Source organism: Streptomyces sp. NBC_00523, assembly GCF_036346615.1.
In the GTDB taxonomy this organism is placed as follows: domain Bacteria; phylum Actinomycetota; class Actinomycetes; order Streptomycetales; family Streptomycetaceae; genus Streptomyces.
Genome location: NZ_CP107836.1, coordinates 3722575 through 3737611 on the forward strand (window position 1 = coordinate 3722575; position 15037 = coordinate 3737611).

Here is a 15037-nt window from a genome sequence, read left to right on the forward strand (position 1 = left end):
ACACTGACGCAGAGTCAACTAGCCTTGTCGAGGCGGCTCTTCCCGAGGAGAACGGGAGGGGCCGGGGCGGTCCGAGCCACGAGGGGGGAGGCTCGGACCGCCGGACCGCGCGACGGGATCAGTTCCCGGCGGTGGCCGCGGCCAGGGCCTGTTCGACATCGGCCACCAGATCGGCGGTGTTCTCGGCACCGACGGAGAAGCGGATGAAGCCCTCCGGCACGGCGTCGCCGCCCCAGCGGCCCCGCCGCTCGGCGGTGGAGCGTACGCCTCCGAAGCTGGTGGCGTCCTCGACCAGCCGCAGGGCCGCGAGGAAGCGCTCCGCGGTCCCCCGGTCGGCGAGTACGAACGACACCACGGAGCCGAAGCGCCGCATCTGGCGTACCGCGTTCGCGTACGAGGGGTCGGTGGGCAGGCCGGGGTAGCGCAGCCCGGACACGGCCTGGTGCTTGGCGAGCACCTCGGCGAGCGCGAGGGCGCCGGCGCACTGCCGCTCGATCCGCAGCTCCAGCGTGGCCAGCGACCGGTGCGCGAGCCATGCCTCCATCGGGCCGGGGATCGCGCCGGCGATCTTGCGCCAGCGCCGCACTCCGGCCGTGAGCTCGGGGTCGCGGCAGGTCACGTGGCCGAGCAGCAGGTCGCCGTGGCCCGTCATGCCCTTGGTGTCGCTGGCCACGGAGAAGTCGGCGCCCAGCTCCAGCGGACGCTGGCCGAGCGGGGTCGCGAGGGTGTTGTCGACGGCGACCAGCGTGCCGCCGGCGTGCGCGGCCTCGACGAGGCGCCGCACGTCGCAGACGTCGAGGCCCGGGTTGGAGGGCGTCTCCAGCCACAGGAGCTTGGCGCCCTCCAGGACGGCGAGCTGTGCGTCGCCGCCGGTCGGCGCGGTCCGCACCTCGACTCCGTACGCCTCCAGCTGCTCGCGCAGCAGAGGAAGCGCCTGATAGCCGTCATCGGGGAGCACGACGGCGTCGCCGGTGCGCGCCTGGGAGAGCAGGACGGCCGAGATCGCCGCCATTCCGGAGGCGAAGACGGTGGTCTCCACGTCCTCGCCCGGTGCTTCGAGCTCCCCGATGGCCTCTTCCAGCCGGGTCCAGGTCGGGTTGCCGTCCCGGCCGTAGGTGTAGGGGCCGGTCGGCTCGCCGGACAGGTGGAAGTGCGCGGCGAAGACCGGTCCGGGGAGGGTGGGCTCGTACTGCTGCGGTTCCGGGAGTCCCGCGCGTACCGCGCGCGTTCCGTCGCCCTGGGTGCTCATGGTTCTTCCTCGCTTCTCTCCCCGGCCGGTCACCGGTCCTGGTCGCACTGTTTCAGGTGGACGCGGGTCGCTTCCCGCCGGGCGGATCAGTCCTCGTCCGGGAGGACGACGTTCAGCGCCCAGGACACGATCGAGATGATCAGGCCGCCGAGGACGGCGGTCCAGAAGCCCTCGACGTGGAAGCTCAGGTCGAGCACTCCGGCCAGCCACGAGGTGAGCAGCAGCATCAGGGCGTTCACCACGAGGGTGATCAGGCCCAGCGTGAGGATGAAGAGCGGCAGGGTGAGCAGCTTCACGATCGGCTTGACCACGACGTTGACCAGGCCGAAGACCAACGCGACGAGGACCAGGGTCAGGGCCTTGCGGCCGGTGCTGCCGCCGGTCAGCGTGATGTCCTGGACCAGCCAGATGGCCACGGCCAGCGCACCCGCGTTGGCGATCGTCTTGACTACGAAATTCTTCATGTGTCTGATCGTGGCAGACATGATCGGTGGCGAACACCGGCTGGGCAGAGGCAAGGGGCGGGCGGTCCATGAAGGCATTCAGGCTGGACGAACTGGAGGCGGAACGGGCCGCCAACGACGGTGCTTACCTGCAGTTTCTTCGCGAGCGGAACATGTCGGTCGGTCTGTACGCCCTGGACGCGGGCGAGCTCGACCCGCAGAAGCCGCACAGCCAGGACGAGGTCTACTTCGTGGTCAGTGGTCGTGCGTCGATCACCGTCGGCATGGAAACGACACAGGTGGGAAGAGGAAGCGTCGTGTACGTACCCGCCGGCACTGCCCACAAGTTTCACCACATCACCGAGGACCTGCGCGTGATGGTGGTCTTCTCGCCACCCGAGGGATGAGTTCGCGGCTGGTCCGTCCCAGGGTTCCCTAAGGGATCGATCAGGGGAGGACAAGGGGTTCCCGGGGTCCGGCGGCCGTCTTTCGCCTCTAGCATCGAAGCAGGAACTCACAGAGACGAGGTAAGGACGATGGCCGTGCGGGAGATATTCGCTGGGATGCCCTGGTGGGTGAAGTGGATCGCGGTGCCCGTGCTCGCGATCGTCGTGTTCGGTGGTCTGATCGCCAGCCTGGTCGCGTTCGTGGTCGGTCTGCTCTTCAAGATCCTGATCTTCGTGATCCTGGTCGGCGGGCTAGTTTTCGTCGTACGGAAGTTCATGTCGTCGTCCTCCGGAAACGGCTGGTGACCGCACGCCCGACGGGGGATTAGCCCAGCTGAGCTAAGGGAAACGCGAATCGGCACCCGGTCACAGGGCGGCCGATACAGTGACACTCCTCTGCCATCACCTGGGAAAACACCGTAAGTCACCACCCCGACCAGTGGTTTGTGCGGGATCCGGTCTCCGGACCCCCAGGTCCGCGGCAGACCTGTGGGGGCGGCCCCCACGGGCGGGCTGACCGCCCGTCACCACGCCTGGGGGTGACCGTTGACCACGGCATCGAGTACGGCTGTTCCGACGCTCATCGGGTCGGTGCAGCGGGCGCTGAGGCTGCTGGAGGCTGTGGGTACCCATCGCGACGGGGCCCCGGCCAAACAGCTGGCGAGGGAAGCGGGGCTTCCTCTTCCCACCGCCTACCACCTGCTGCGGACCCTGACCCATGAGGGGTATCTGCGCCGGGAGAACGGCGTCTTCCGCTTCGGCGCCGCCGCCGAACGGCTGATGGGCGACCGCGCCGCTCAGAACCGCCGCAGCGTCATGGCCCGTTCGCTGGGCCGCTGGCGGGACATCGTCGGAGCCCCGGTGTACTGCGCCATCTACCGCGAGGGCGAGATCGAGCTGCTCGCCGTGGCGGACACCCCCGAGCGGCCGGCGGTCGACGAGTGGGCGGCGTTCCGTGAGACCGGGCACGCGCACGCGATCGGCCAGTGTCTGCTGAGCCGGCTGGACGAGAAGGCCCGCGAGGACCACCTGGACCGGCACCCGGTGCGCCCGCTGACCCGCTACTCGGTGCGCGACCGTGCGGCGTTCCTCACCCGGCTGCGGTCGCTGGAGCGTACGGAACCGGTCATCGAGCGTCAGGAGTACGCGCTCGGAACCGTCTGCGCGGCCATCCCGATCACGGCCGGATTCACCGCCGCCGCGATGGCCATTTCGGTACCCCTCCACGAGGAGGATCGGTTGCTGCCCGCAGTCGAACGACTACGCGGTGAAGTGTCGAGCCTCTTGCGTTCGTTCGTGTTCTCTATCAGTATCTGAAAAATCACTCCTTGTGATCTGCTATCGCGTGCACCACGATGGCGTCAATAGGGCCATGGGGGATCATTCCTGGCCAGATTCATCTACTGCGGGGTTGAACGATGCGCGAGTCGGTTCAAGCTGAGGTCATGATGAGCTTCCTCGTCTCCGAGGAGCTCTCATTCCGTATCCCGGTGGAGCTCCGGTACGAAGTGTGCGATCCGTACGCGATCCGGATGACCTTCCATCTGCCCGGCGACGCCCCCGTCACCTGGGCCTTCGGCCGTGAGCTGCTGCTCGACGGCCTCAACAGCCCCAGTGGCGACGGCGATGTGCACATCGCGCCGACCGAGCCGGAGGGGCTGTGCGATGTCCACATCCGGCTGCAGGTGGGCGCCGACCGTGCGCTCTTCCGGGCGGGCACGGCACCTCTTGTCGCCTTCCTCGACCGTACGGACAAGCTGGTGCCCCTCGGGCAGGAGTGCACTCTGGGTGACTTCGACGGCAACTTGGAGGAGGCGCTGGGGCGCATTCTGGCCGAAGAGCAGAACGCGGGCTGAAGCGGTCCACGGCCCGGGAGCCGTCTTGCCACTCGAACACGACACCTGCCGATCGGGTGAATCACGCTGTGTGTTCCGGTCACGACCTCGCCCGTCGTCGCCGGCCCCTGCCGCTCCGCACGGGTGCCGAAGCTCCGGCTTCCGCGCCGACCCCCGTGCGGTCCGCAGAGACGACCAGCGCCGCGAGCGCTGTCGTCACCGGCACGGAGGCGACCAGTCCGATCGAGCCCACGAGGGTGCGCACGATCTCCTCCGCCACCAGTTCGCTGTTGGCGACCGTCCCCACACTGCTCTGCGCGACCGTGAACAGCAGCAGGAGGGGCAGCGCGGCGCCCGCATAGGCGAGCACCAGGGTGTTGACCACGGAGGCGATGTGATCGCGGCCGATTCTGATCCCTGCCCGGTAGAGCTGCTTCGCACTCATGGTGGGGTTCGCCTGGCGCAGCTCCCAGACCGCCGAGGTCTGGGTCACCGTGACGTCGTCGAGCACTCCCAGGGAGCCGATGATGACGCCGGCCAGCAGCAGTCCGCTCATGTCGATGTGCGGATACAGGCCGTGGATGAGGCCGGTGTTGTCGTCGGTGTTCCCGCTCAGGCTCGCCCAGCCGATGAAGAGCGAGCCGAGCAGCCCGATCAGGAGCAGTGAGATCAGGGTGCCGATGACGGCGACGGAGGTGCGGGCGGTCAGCCCGTGGCAGATGTAGAGCGCGATCAGCATGATCGCTCCGGCCCCGACGACCGCCACCAGCAGGGGATTCGAGCCCTGAAGTATGGCCGGAAGGATGAACAGGGTCAGTACGGCGAACGACAGGGCGAGCGCCACCAGGGCCATGACCCCGCGCATCCTGCCCACGAGCACCACCGCGAGGGCGAAGATCCCGGCCAGCAGTATCAGCGGGAACTTCCGGTTCACGTCCGTCACGGAGTACTGGAGGTCATGGGGCGCGTCGGGGGCGTACGCCACCACCACCCCCTGGCCCTCCCGCAGTTGCCTCGGTGCGTCCGGCTGGACGACCTCGACGAACCGGCGCCCCGCGTCGGGGCCGGTGGTGACCTCGACGGTGGCCTTCTCGCAGAGTCCCCCGGAAGCCGGCCGGTCCTCGGGGGGCTGGGTCTCGCCGCTGACGGGAAGCTGGGCGGCGTTCACGTCCTTGCAGTCGACCTTGACGACGCTCACCACCTTTCCCTGCTGGGTCTGCCGGTCGAAACCGACACCGGTCCGTTCGTGCCCCGGCGCACCATTCGGCCAGAGCGCGACGAGACCGACGAGTACGGCGGTCGCGAAGGGGATCAGCACGGCGGCGATCACCTTGCGCAGATGGGTGGAGACGGGTGCGGCCGGGCCATGGCTGTGGGTGTGCTGATGGCCCTGCGGTTCTGGGTCGCGATGAGGGGGCGTCACCGGCCGATCATCGCAAGAAGGGAGGGGCCCTCTGTTCAGCCCGCCCGTCCGGGGGCTAGCGTGGTGGCACCTTTGCACACGCGGGAGCTCGGAGCACCGGGCTGAGAGGGCGCTGACCGCCGTACGACCGTACGGGAGACGCTGCGCCGACCGCCGAACCTGTTACCGGGTAATGCCGGCGTAGGGAGTAGGTCTCATGACCACATCGGACACACGCACGCCTGCCTCCAATCAGAGCGACGAGGCCGGGAAGTCCATCGGCTGGCACAAGGGATACGTCCAGGGGCCGCGCCCCGACATCCGGGTGCCGGTCCGCCAGGTGCACCTGACCAACGGCAAGGACGTGACGCTGTACGACACGTCCGGGCCGTACACCGACCCCGCGGCCGAGACCGACGTCCGGCGCGGCCTCGCACCGCTCCGGGAGAACTGGATCATCGCCCGCAGCGACACCGAGGAGTACGCGGGCCGCCCCGCCCGCCCCGAGGACGACGGGCTCAAGCACACCTCGCCGCGGGGTGGGCTCCGCAATCTGGACGCGGTGTTCCCCGGTCGGCCGCGCCGCCCGCGGCGGAGCAGGGACGGGCGTCCCGTCACCCAGCTCGCGTACGCCCGCAGGGGGGAGATCACCCCGGAGATGGAGTACGTCGCGGTCCGCGAGAACGTGGCGGCGGAGGTGGTGCGCGAGGAGATCGCGGCCGGCCGCGCGGTGCTGCCCGCCAACGTCAACCACCCGGAGACCGAGCCGATGATCATCGGAAAGCGGTTCCTGGTGAAGGTCAATGCCAACATCGGCAACTCCGCGGTGACGTCCTCCATCGAGGAGGAGGTGGACAAGATGACGTGGGCGACCCGGTGGGGCGCGGACACGGTCATGGACCTTTCCACCGGCCGCAACATCCACACCACCCGTGAGTGGGTTCTTCGCAATTCACCCGTACCGATCGGAACCGTCCCTCTCTACCAGGCCCTTGAGAAGGTCGACGGTCGGGCCGAGGAACTGACCTGGGAGATCTACAAGGACACCGTCGTCGAGCAGGCCGAGCAGGGCGTGGACTACATGACGGTGCACGCCGGCGTACGCCTGCCGTACGTGCCGCTGACCGCCCGGCGCAAGACCGGCATCGTCTCCCGGGGCGGCTCGATCATGGCGGCGTGGTGCCTGGCGCACCACAAGGAGTCGTTCCTGTACGAGCACTTCGAGGAGCTCTGCGAGATCCTCGCCGCGTACGACGTGACGTACTCGCTGGGCGACGGGCTGCGTCCCGGGTCGATCGCGGATGCCAACGACGAGGCCCAGTTCGCCGAACTGCGCACGCTCGGCGAACTGAACACGGTCGCCAAGCGGTTCGGCGTGCAGACCATGATCGAGGGTCCGGGGCACGTCCCGATGCACAAGATCAAGGAGAACATCGACCTTCAGCAGGAGATCTGCGAGGAGGCGCCGTTCTACACGCTCGGCCCGCTGACCACCGACATCGCGCCGGCGTACGACCACATCACCTCGGGCATCGGCGCCGCGATGATCGCCTGGTGGGGGACGGCGATGCTCTGTTACGTGACGCCCAAGGAGCACCTGGGGCTGCCGAACCGGGACGATGTGAAGACCGGGGTCATCACGTACAAGATCGCGGCCCATGCCGCCGACCTGGCCAAGGGGCATCCGGGGGCGCAGGAGTGGGACGACGCGCTGTCGGACGCCCGGTTCGAATTCCGCTGGGAGGATCAGTTCAACCTGGCGCTCGACCCGGACACGGCGCGGGAGTTCCATGACGAGACGCTGCCGGCCGAGCCCGCGAAGACGGCGCACTTCTGCTCGATGTGCGGCCCGAAGTTCTGCTCGATGAAGATCAGCCACAGCATCAACGAGCAGTTCGGCGGCGGGGAGGGCGCGGAGGCGACGGCCGAGGAGATCGCCGAGGGGATGCTCGGCAAGTCGCGTGAATTCGCTGCGGGCGGGAACCGGGTCTATCTGCCGCTGGCCGACTGACCTGGCACGGGACCGGCCGCGCACGGCTCCGGCGTCTTCCGCCGGGGCCGTGGCGGTCAGTCCGGTTCGTGCTCGGGACCGCCGAAGTCGGGGCTGGTGAAGTCCGGGCTGCTGTACGTGGGCCGGGGCGCGGCCGCCGGGCCCTCGTCCGGCCCGGCGAAGTCGGGCCTGCTGTAGCCGATCTTGGGGAGGCGGCCCGTCGGGCGGTGCGGGGTGGGGACCGCGGGCCCGGCGGGCTCGGTGAGGGCGTCACGCAGGAAGGGCACGATGCCCCGTTCCAGCAGCGCCTGCCGCCAGACGTCCTTGGCGAGGGCCACGTCGTCGGGGAGTTGCTCGCGGGCATCCCGGGCGGGCAGGGACGTCGAGCCGTTGCGCAGGGCGGCGATGAGCAGGCCGATGGCGGCGACGAAGATGGCGGCGGCCGTGACGGCGGCGAAGAACCAGCCCGCGTCCACCATGGGGCCGGCGAACGCCGGTGGTGGCTCCAGCATCTTCAGGAGGTAGCCGACCAGCAGGAATATGGCCGCCGCCGTACCCGCCAGCATCGGCGCCAGAACGGTGACGACCGCTCCTATGCCGGCGCCCGACTGACCGAGGCCGTCCGGCGCCGGGCCGGAAGCCGTGTCCCGGGCGGTGGCGCGTGCCGCGTCACGGGCCTTCACGTACTGCTCGTACTCGTCGGAGGCCGTGGCGGTGATCAGGGCGACGGCCGCCAGCGCCATGGTGCGCAGCTGGGCGGCGCTGAGGCGTTCGCCGACAGCGGCCAGTTCCGGTCGTTCGTGTGCGTGACGCAGTGCGTCGTCGAGGAGCCGTTCGTACTCGGGCCGGTCCTCGGTCAGCAGGTGCGGAGCGCTGTTCATCTGCATCCCCCGATGCTCCGTCGGGCCTGTATGCCCGCTGGATCCGGGCAGTTCGGGCGGAAACGGAGGAGAGCCTGCTTACTGATAGGCCGATGGTAGAGCGCGCACAGCACGGGGTGACAGAGGGTTTCCGGAAATAGCCCCAGTACTCGGCGTGGTCAGCTCGGGATGCGTCTTCCCCGCAGGGCCTCAGCCATGCAGGGGGAGTTGGACGACCAGTAGCTTTCCGGCCATGGTCACCCCGCCGTCCATGGCGATGGCGAGCCCGTCCGCGTACACATGCGGCCCGTCGACCTGCGGCCCGGCGCCGTCCTCCCCGTCCTCGGAGCCGACCTCGCCGGTCAGGTACGGGATGGGGCTGTGACCATGGACGACGCGTCGGCCGCCGTACGCCGCCATCAGCTCCTGGACGGCCTGGGCGCCCGAGTCGTCGCGGAAGGCGAACCGCTTGGTGAGCTTGCGGAAGAGGTCCCAGCACTCGTCGGCGTCGTTGCGCGTGAGGATGGCGTGGACCGTGTCGTTGACGTCCTCGATGGTGGAGCCGTAGTCGAGGTACGCCGTCGTGTCCGAGTGCATCAGGAGGTGCCCGTCCTCCTCGACGACGGCGTCGAGCCGGGACATCCACTGGAGGTGGACGTCCTGAAGGCGCTCCATGTCCGTCTTCTGCCCGCCGTTGAGCAGCCAGGCCGCCTGGAAGGTGGCCGTGCCCGCGCCGGAGTTCACCGGGGTGTCGCCGAACCGCTTGGCGCCGATGAGCAGCAGCTCGTGGTTGCCCATGAGGGCCTTGCAGTAGCCGCCGGCGGCCGCCGCCTCGGCGGAGAGCCGCATGACGAGGTCGATGACGCCGATGCCGTCGGGGCCCCGGTCCGTGAAGTCGCCGAGGAACCAGAGGCGCGCGTTGCCCGCCGCCCAGCGGCCTTCGGAGTCGATCAGGCCCTGTTCCGCGAGGGCGGCGAGCAGCTCGTCCAGGTAGCCGTGGACGTCACCGACCACGAAGAGAGGGCCGAGGCCCGGTTCGGCGGAGGGACGCGGTTCGGGCACGGGCTGCACCTGGGCGGGTTCGTCGACGCTGATGACGGGAAGGTCGCGCGCCGTCGGGGTGTACCCCTCGGGCGGCTCGCCCTCGGGGAAGGCGTTCCCCGGGTGCGGCGACGCGGGCGGCGCGGGGGACTGCGCATAGGGCGGTACGCGGAAGTCGCGCAACGTCGCCGTCCGCACCACGGGTTCCTGACCGGCCCCCTGTGTCATCGACCCCTCCACACCACCGTCGCGCCGCCGTACACCTGACGGGCCCTGCTGGTCGGGTTGGTCCGCGGTGTCGTGCGCCCATCATAGGAATGCAGATCGTGCTCTGGGACGCACCAGGGGTGGTGAATCCTTCCGCATGCCAGGTTCGTCGGTCGATTGGTCCTAATTGGGATGATTAGTCCCCTGCCGGGGAGCGCGGCGCACTGACCGTGGTGCGGGGCGGACGGCGTTGCGAGGACGTCCGGACGATGAGTTCGGTCGGCACCACGCGTTCCACCGGGCCGTCCTGGTCGACTCCCTCGATCGCGTCGATGAGCAGCTGGACGACTGCCGTGCCGATCCTCCGCGGCTTCAGCGAGAGCGTCGTGATGGGCGGCTCGGTCGTCGCGTACACCGTGGATTCGCTGCAGCAGACGAGGAGCAGGTCCTCGGGGACGCGCAGACCGTAGCGGCGCGCGGCCGCCAGCAGGTCCGTGCCGTTGGGGTCGAAGAGCCCGTAGACGGCGTCGGGGCGGTCCGGACGGGCAAGCAGCCGGTCGGCGGCCACCGCTCCCGCGCACGGGTCGTGGGCGGGATAGGACTCGTAGACCGGATCCTGTCCCACGCGCTCGCACCAGTGCAGGTAGGCGGTGGTGGAGAGCCGGGTGTACGTGTCGGTGGTGGTGCCGGTGAGCAGTCCGATACGGCGGGCTCCGGCGGCGGCGAGATGGTCGAGGAGGTCGAGCACGGCGGCCCGGTGGTCGTTGTCCACCCAGGCGGTCACGGGCAGCGACCCGGCGGGACGGCCGTCGGAGACGACGGGCAGCCCCTGGCGGACCAGCTCGGAGACGACCGGGTCCTGGTCGGACGGATCGATGACGACGGTGCCGTCGAGCGCCACGTTGGACCAGACGTCGTGGCGCGAGGTCGCCGGGAGGATGACCAGGGCGTAGCCGCGGGCGAGGGCCGCCGAGGTGGCCGCTCTCGCCATTTCCGCGAAGTACGCGAACTCGGTGAAGGTGAAAGGTTCATCCCCGTACGTCGTCACGGTCAGGCCGATGAGGCCGGACTTGCCGGTACGGAGCGTGCGGGCCGCTGCGGAAGGGCGATAGCCCAGGCGCTCTGCGACCTCGCGGACATGGCGGCGGGTGGCGTCCGGGAGCCTGCCCTTGCCGTTGAGCGCGTCGGAGACGGTCGTGATGGAGACGCCGGCCGCGGCGGCCACATCCCGGATTCCGGCACGTCCCTGCCTGCCGCCGCGCCGGGGGGTCTCCGTACGGCTCACCTGGTGCTTCCCTGCTGCTGTCATGGCGAGCCGATAGTAGGGGTCGGGCGGGGCATCGGTCCGGTCGCATATTCACGCGTTGACAGGCACGTTTCTGCAAGGTCATCGGGCGGCAACCGCCTTATGAAACAAGGCTGTTGGCGGGCTCTGCCGTCATGTGTCATGCATCCGGCCGGATGGACCTGCCGAGGGGGCAAGGTCTCGGGGAGGTCTCAACTCACCTTTTCGAGGGACGCGCGCCACGGAGTGAGCCACCGGCGCGCGCCACCGCCGGTCGCGCTCCCCCTCATTCCGGGGTTCACCGGACGAATCCGCTGTCCACCCGTTCGCAGCGGCGTCCAATCCTCATAAGGTGAGCAGTATTGATGTGTACGGACGGTCGAGGAGGACCTGCGGTGAGCGAGACGAGCCCCAAGCTGCGTGCCGAACTGGACGGCGTTCCCGCCTACGTTCCGGGCAAACCGGCATCGGCGGACGGACCCGCCGCCTTCAAGCTGTCCTCCAACGAGAACCCGTATCCGCCGCTGCCGGGCGTGATGGAGAGCGCGCTCGCGGCCGCCCAGCACTTCAACCGCTACCCGGACATGGCCTGCACCGGTCTGATGAACGAGCTGGCCGACCGTTTCGGTGTTCCCGTGTCGCACCTGGCCACCGGCACCGGTTCGGTCGGCGTGGCCCAGCAGCTGCTCCAGGCCACCTCGGGCCCGGGCGACGAGGTGATCTACGCCTGGCGCTCCTTCGAGGCGTACCCGATCATCACGCAGGTCAGCGGCGCGACCTCGGTCAAGGTGCCGCTGACCGACGCTGATGTGCACGACCTGGACGCGATGGCGGACGCGATCACCGACCGGACGCGGCTGATCTTCGTCTGCAACCCGAACAACCCGACCGGCACCGTCGTGCGCCGCGCCGAGCTGGAACGATTCCTCGACCGGGTGCCGAGCGATGTGCTCGTGGTGCTGGACGAGGCGTACAAGGAGTTCATCCGCGACATCGAGGTCCCCGACGGCCTCGAGATCTACCGGGACCGCCCCAACGTGGCGGTGCTGCGGACGTTCTCCAAGGCGTACGGGCTCGCGGGGCTACGGGTCGGCTTCGCGGTGGCCCATGAGCCGGTGGCGGCCGCGCTGCGCAAGACGGCGGTGCCGTTCGGCGTGAGCCAGCTCGCCCAGGACGCGGCGGTGGCCTCGCTGCGCGCCGAGGACGAGCTGCTCGGCCGGGTCGGCTCGCTGGTGTGCGAGCGGGACCGGGTCTCCGAGGCCCTGGTGCGGCAGGGCTGGACGGTGCCCGAGTCCCAGGCGAACTTCGTCTGGCTGCGGCTGGGCGACCGCACCCTGGACTTCGCGGCGGCCTGCGAGAAGGCCGGGGTGGTGGTCCGGCCGTTCGCGGGTGAGGGCGTGCGTGTGACGATCGGCGAGGGCGAGGCGAACGACCTGTTCCTGAAGGTGACGGAGGCGTTCCGCCAGGAGCTGTAGCCGCGCCACTCGGCAACCGGGCCCCGTGTCTCGTGAGAGGCGCGGGGCCCTTTCCTATGCCCTTTCACAGGCCCGGCGCGGGGTCGGCGGGTGCCAGGGGACCCCGGGCGAAGGTCCCGAAAGCGTGTGCGCCATAATTGCTTGTGAATGTGAACGCGTTCACAAGCGTGTCCTGCTTCCTCCCGTGATCCGTTGGATTTCACGGACAAATCGCCGCTGTGGCGGCGGTGACGTAAGGAGAAGACGACGTGGAGCTAGCTCTGGCGCCGGAGACCCTGGCGCGATGGCAGTTCGGTACGACGACCGTCTACCACTTCCTCTTCGTTCCTCTGACGATCTCTCTCGCGGCGCTCACCGCCGGCCTGCAGACCGCCTGGGTGCGGACGAACAAGGAGAAGTACCTCAGGGCCACCAAGTTCTGGGGAAAGCTCTTCCTGATCAACATCGCCATGGGTGTCGTCACCGGCATCGTCCAGGAGTTCCAGTTCGGGATGAACTGGTCCGACTACTCGCGATTCGTCGGTGACATCTTCGGGGCTCCGCTCGCGTTCGAGGCCCTGATCGCGTTCTTCTTCGAGTCCACCTTCATCGGCCTGTGGATCTTCGGCTGGGACAAGCTGCCGAAGAAGATCCACCTCGCCTGCATCTGGATGGTGTCCCTCGGCACCATCCTCTCCGCCTACTTCATCCTGGCGGCCAACTCCTGGATGCAGCACCCGGTCGGCTATCGCATCAACAAGGAGCGCGGACGCGCCGAGCTCACCGACTTCTGGCACGTGCTCACGCAGAACACCGCGCTGACCCAGTTCTTCCACACCATCACGGCCGCCTTCCTGGTAGGAGGCGCGTTCATGGTCGGCATCGCGGCCTTCCACCTGGCCCGCAAGAAGCACATTCCGGTGATGCGGACCTCGCTGCGGCTGGGCCTGATCACCGTGGTGATCTCCGGCCTCCTGACCGCCGTCAGCGGTGACCAGCTCGGCAAGGTGATGTTCAAGCAGCAGCCGATGAAGATGGCGGCGGCCGAGGCGCTGTGGGACGGGCAGAACGCCGCCCCCTTCTCGATCTTCGCCTACGGAGACGTCAGCAAGGGCCACAACTCCGTCGAGATCTCCGTACCAGGGGTGCTGTCCTTCCTCGCCGACGACGACTTCCACTCGTACGTGCCGGGCATCAACGACATCAACAAGGCGGAGCAGGAGCGCTTCGGCCCCGGTGACTACCGGCCCAACATCCCGGTCGCCTTCTGGAGCTTCCGGTGGATGATCGGCTTCGGCATGGCCTCGTTCGGCCTCGGCATCCTCGGCCTGTGGCTCACCCGGAAGAAGTTCATGCTGCCCGAGGCGATGCGCACGGGTGAGGACGAGGTGCCGCATCTGGTTCTCTTCAAGACCAAGGCCCTGAGCCCGCGTCTCACCCGGTGCTACTGGATCGTCGCCCTGTGGACGCTGCTCTTCCCGCTGATCGCCAACTCCTGGGGCTGGATCTTCACCGAGATGGGCCGGCAGCCCTGGGTGGTCTACGGCGTGCTCCGCACCCGTGACGCGGTCTCCCCCGGTGTCTCCCAGGGCGAGGTGCTGACCTCGCTGATCGTCTTCACCGTGCTGTACGCGGTGCTCGCCGTCATCGAGGTCCGGCTCCTCCTGAAGTACATCAAGGCCGGACCGCCGGAGCTCACGGACGACGACCTCAACCCGCCCACCCGGATCGGCGGCGACCACGAAGACGCCGACCGGCCCATGGCCTTCTCCTACTGAGAGCGGGAGCCGAGATATGGAACTCCACGACGTCTGGTTCGTGCTCATCGCCGTCCTGTGGACCGGCTACTTCTTCCTGGAGGGCTTCGACTTCGGAATCGGCGTCCTCACCAAGCTGCTGGCCCGGGACCGCAAGGAACGGCGGGTGCTGATCAACACCATCGGCCCGGTCTGGGACGGCAACGAGGTCTGGCTGCTCAGCGCCGGCGGAGCGACCTTCGCCGCGTTCCCCGAGTGGTACGCCACGCTGTTCTCCGGCTTCTACCTGCCGCTGCTGGTCATCCTGCTCTGCCTGATCGTGCGCGGTGTCGCCTTCGAGTACCGGGCGAAGCGGCCCGAGGAGAAGTGGCAGACCAACTGGGAGCACGCGATCTTCTGGACCTCGCTGATCCCCGCCGTGCTGTGGGGTGTGGCCTTCGGCAACATCGTGCGCGGCGTGAAGATCGACGCCCACATGGAGTACACGGGCAGCGTCCTCGACCTGCTGAACCCCTACGCGCTCCTCGGCGGCCTGGTCACCCTCACCCTCTTCACCTTCCACGGCGCGGTGTTCGCCGGGCTGAAGACGGCCGGTGACATCCGGGCCCGGGCGCGTGGGCTGGCCCTGAAGCTGGGCGCCGTCACGGCTGTGCTCGCGCTCGCCTTCCTCCTCTGGACCCAGCTCGAGAACGGGGACGGGCGGAGCCTGATCGCGATGGTCGTCGCCGCGGCGGCGCTGGTCGGTGCCATCGGGATGACCGCGGCAGGCCGTGAGGGGTGGTCCTTCGCGCTCTCCGGAGTGGCCATCGCGGCGACGGTCGCCATGTTGTTCCTGACGCTCTTCCCGAACGTCATGCCGTCCTCGCTGAACGATGCCTGGAGCCTCACGGTCACCAACGCCTCGTCCAGCCCGTACACGCTGAAGATCATGACCTGGTGTGCCGGGATCGCCACCCCGGTCGTACTGCTCTACCAGGGGTGGACGTACTGGGTGTTCCGCAAGCGGATCGGCACCCAGCACATCGCCGAAGCGCACTGACGCGGTGAGTTCCCTGACCGAGCCGAGCC

General features: G+C 68.9%; 14 protein-coding genes. 8 read left to right on the forward strand and 6 right to left on the reverse strand.

Annotation, left to right across the window (positions count from 1 at the left end; genetic code table 11):
* Positions 1–118: 118 nt before the first annotated feature.
* Together OHS17_RS16840 and OHS17_RS16845 are read right to left on the reverse strand one after the other, a co-directional pair.
* Positions 119–1249 (reverse strand): cystathionine gamma-lyase, encoded by a 1131-nt coding sequence (locus tag OHS17_RS16840; protein WP_330312832.1) that lies wholly within the window; start codon positions 1247–1249, stop codon positions 119–121.
* Positions 1250–1335: 86 nt separating this feature from the next.
* Positions 1336–1713: a phage holin family protein gene (locus OHS17_RS16845; RefSeq protein WP_073966683.1), complete on the reverse strand. Its 378-nt coding sequence runs from the start codon at positions 1711–1713 to the stop codon at positions 1336–1338.
* 68 nt (positions 1714–1781) lie between these two features.
* Here OHS17_RS16845 and OHS17_RS16850 point away from each other — a divergent pair, with 68 nt between their 5' ends.
* The 4 genes from OHS17_RS16850 to OHS17_RS16865 all read left to right on the forward strand — a co-directional run bounded on the left by OHS17_RS16850 (position 1782) and on the right by OHS17_RS16865 (position 3994).
* Entirely contained in the window at positions 1782–2099 is a 318-nt protein-coding gene (locus OHS17_RS16850) for a cupin domain-containing protein (protein ID WP_018101857.1), read from the forward strand.
* A 129-nt stretch (positions 2100–2228) separates the two neighbouring features.
* Positions 2229–2444, forward strand: coding sequence for a DUF5326 family protein (locus OHS17_RS16855; RefSeq protein WP_026171356.1), 216 nt, complete (start codon positions 2229–2231; stop codon positions 2442–2444).
* Positions 2445–2684: 240 nt separating this feature from the next.
* Positions 2685–3455, forward strand: coding sequence for an IclR family transcriptional regulator (locus OHS17_RS16860; RefSeq protein WP_275942098.1), 771 nt, complete (start codon positions 2685–2687; stop codon positions 3453–3455).
* Positions 3456–3556: 101 nt separating this feature from the next.
* Positions 3557–3994 (forward strand): SsgA family sporulation/cell division regulator, encoded by a 438-nt coding sequence (locus OHS17_RS16865; protein ID WP_018101854.1) that lies wholly within the window; start codon positions 3557–3559, stop codon positions 3992–3994.
* 79 nt (positions 3995–4073) lie between these two features.
* Here OHS17_RS16865 and OHS17_RS16870 read toward each other — a convergent pair whose 3' ends face one another.
* A complete protein-coding gene (locus OHS17_RS16870; RefSeq protein WP_330312833.1) occupies positions 4074–5396 on the reverse strand; it encodes a YibE/F family protein in 1323 nt (440 codons plus the stop codon).
* A gap of 196 nt (positions 5397–5592) precedes the next feature.
* On the opposite strand from OHS17_RS16870, the gene thiC reads away from it, so the two are divergent.
* Positions 5593–7386, forward strand: coding sequence for a phosphomethylpyrimidine synthase ThiC (thiC, locus tag OHS17_RS16875; RefSeq protein WP_330312834.1), 1794 nt, complete (start codon positions 5593–5595; stop codon positions 7384–7386).
* 56 nt (positions 7387–7442) lie between these two features.
* On the opposite strand, the gene OHS17_RS16880 is transcribed toward thiC, so the two are convergent.
* The 3 genes from OHS17_RS16880 to OHS17_RS16890 form a co-directional block, all read right to left on the reverse strand.
* Entirely contained in the window at positions 7443–8252 is an 810-nt protein-coding gene (locus OHS17_RS16880) for a hypothetical protein (protein ID WP_330312835.1), read from the reverse strand.
* Between the two features lie 183 nt (positions 8253–8435).
* Entirely contained in the window at positions 8436–9494 is a 1059-nt protein-coding gene (locus tag OHS17_RS16885) for a metallophosphoesterase (protein ID WP_330312836.1), read from the reverse strand.
* Positions 9495–9669: 175 nt separating this feature from the next.
* Complete coding sequence (locus tag OHS17_RS16890; protein WP_026171354.1) at positions 9670–10782, reverse strand: LacI family DNA-binding transcriptional regulator; 1113 nt, start codon at positions 10780–10782, stop codon at positions 9670–9672.
* Positions 10783–11153: 371 nt separating this feature from the next.
* Here OHS17_RS16890 and hisC point away from each other — a divergent pair, with 371 nt between their 5' ends.
* The 3 genes from hisC (at position 11154) to cydB (ending at position 15008) form a co-directional block, all read left to right on the forward strand.
* A complete protein-coding gene (gene hisC / locus OHS17_RS16895; RefSeq protein WP_330312837.1) occupies positions 11154–12233 on the forward strand; it encodes a histidinol-phosphate transaminase in 1080 nt (359 codons plus the stop codon).
* A gap of 248 nt (positions 12234–12481) precedes the next feature.
* Positions 12482–13990: a cytochrome ubiquinol oxidase subunit I gene (locus OHS17_RS16900; RefSeq protein WP_330312838.1), complete on the forward strand. Its 1509-nt coding sequence runs from the start codon at positions 12482–12484 to the stop codon at positions 13988–13990.
* Positions 13991–14006: 16 nt separating this feature from the next.
* Entirely contained in the window at positions 14007–15008 is a 1002-nt protein-coding gene (gene cydB, locus OHS17_RS16905; RefSeq protein ID WP_330312839.1) for a cytochrome d ubiquinol oxidase subunit II, read from the forward strand.
* Positions 15009–15037: the final 29 nt, after the last annotated feature.